Annotated in this window: 1 protein-coding gene; it reads left to right on the top strand. The window is 31.3% G+C overall.

Translation table 11 applies throughout. The features are described 5' to 3' along the window. The first annotated feature begins 141 nt into the window (after positions 1 to 141). Complete coding sequence (locus tag RBH29_RS17495; protein WP_306698296.1) at positions 142 to 1890, top strand: IS1634 family transposase; 1749 nt, start codon at positions 142 to 144, stop codon at positions 1888 to 1890. The last annotated feature ends 95 nt before the right edge of the window (positions 1891 to 1985 follow it).

Consider the following 1985-nt stretch of genomic DNA (forward strand, 5'->3'; position numbering starts at 1 on the left):
CGGGTCTTTAACACTTGAATAGAGAAAAAATCTTCACAAGCCTTGATATAGGCTTGTTTTTTTGTCAAATTTTTTAGATTTTTATTGCACAATGTGTCACAATGTGTTATAATACATATATTATATGAAAAAGGTGATGCTATGAGATTACAAATATCTAAAACCAAAAATGCTGCTTCCTTTTATGTCGTTAAATCTGTTTATACAAATGGTAAACGTACTAACAAGATAGTGGAAAAACTCGGAACTTATGAAGAATTAAGAGTTAAGCTCGACGATAGAGATCCCTATAAATGGGCTAAAGAATATGTTGCAGAACTTAATCGTCTTGAAAAAGAAGGTCGAGAACCTGATGTAATTGCTAAGTATTCTCCGTATAAGCGAATTGAAAAGGATGTTCGCCGTACATTCAACGGAGGTTATCTTTTCTTACAGCAGATATACCATGAACTTGGACTACATAAACTTTGCAAGGAAATTTCTCAAAAATATAAATTTAAATATGACTTGAATTCCATTCTTTCCAGACTACTTTACTGTAGAATATTATTCCCCTTATCTAAGCGCGCAACATTTGAAGAGTCCAAAAAGTTTATAGAACAGCCAAATTTCGAGTTGCATCAAATTTATAGAGCTCTTGAAGTTATTGCTAAGGAATCAGATTTTATTCAATCTTCTTTGTATAAGAACAGTTTAAAAATTTCTAAAAGAAACACTGGGATTCTTTACTATGATTGTACAAATTATTACTTTGAAATTGAGCAAGAAGATGGCGACAAACAATACGGTATATCTAAAGAGAACAAGCCAAATCCAATAGTTCAAATGGGGTTGTTCATGGATGGTGATGGCACCCCTCTTGCTTTTAATATTAATAGAGGGAACATGAATGAACAACTTACACTACAGCCTTTGGAAGAGAAAATTTCATCTGATTTTAAGCTTTCAAAATTTGTTGTCTGTACCGATGCTGGTCTTGCATCAAAAGATAATAGAAAGTTTAATGATAAGGATGAACGGGCATTTATTACAACTCAGTCTATCAAAAAACTTAAAAAGCATTTAAAAAACTGGGCTCTTGCACCAGATGGTTGGAAGCTTCCAGGTAGTAGAGAAAATTATGATATTTCAAAACTTGAAAAGATTATAGAAAAGGCAAATAGTGAAGATAAGGCAAGATTATATTCCAAAGTCTTTTTCAAAGAACGCTGGATTAAAGAAAACGACCTTGAACAAAGGCTTATTGTAACATACTCATTTAAGTACAGGGATTATCAGCGCAATATCCGTAATTCTCAAATAGAACGGGCTCAAAAATTAATAGACAGTAATCCAAAGAAGATAAGTAAACCCAAACAAAATGACTACAAAAGATTTATTCATAAAACAGTTTGTACTGATGATGGAGAAGTTGCAGACAATGAATTATACAGTATAGATAAAACTATTATTCAAAAAGAAGAAGCATTTGATGGTTTTTATGGAGTTTGTACTAATCTTGAAGATAATGTTTCTGAAATAATAAAAGTAAATCATAGAAGATGGGAAATAGAAGAATGCTTTAGAATAATGAAGAGCGAGTTTAGAGCAAGACCTGTACATTTGCGTACTCAAGACAGGATAAAAGCACATTTTATTACTTGTTTCATCGCACTAATAATTTATAGATTACTTGAAAAGAAGCTTGATGAAAAATTTACATGTCACAATATTATTAGTGAATTACGAGAAATGGATTTCAAAGAGATTAAAGGAGAAGGTTATGAACCGATATACACAAGAACAGATTTTACCGATGCCTTGCATGATGTTTTTGGCTTCCATACCGATTACCAGATTATCACTTTAAAACAAATGAAAAAAATTTTAAAAGTAACAAAAACATTATAACATTGTGCACTTTTTTATAGATACAAAAAAGCTTGAACCTCAATACTTGCAATAGGTTTCAAGCTTTAATTTTTCTTAAAGTGTCAAAGACAGGA

This window comes from Herbivorax alkaliphila, from assembly GCF_030848475.1.
Lineage (GTDB): Bacteria > Bacillota > Clostridia > Acetivibrionales > Acetivibrionaceae > Herbivorax.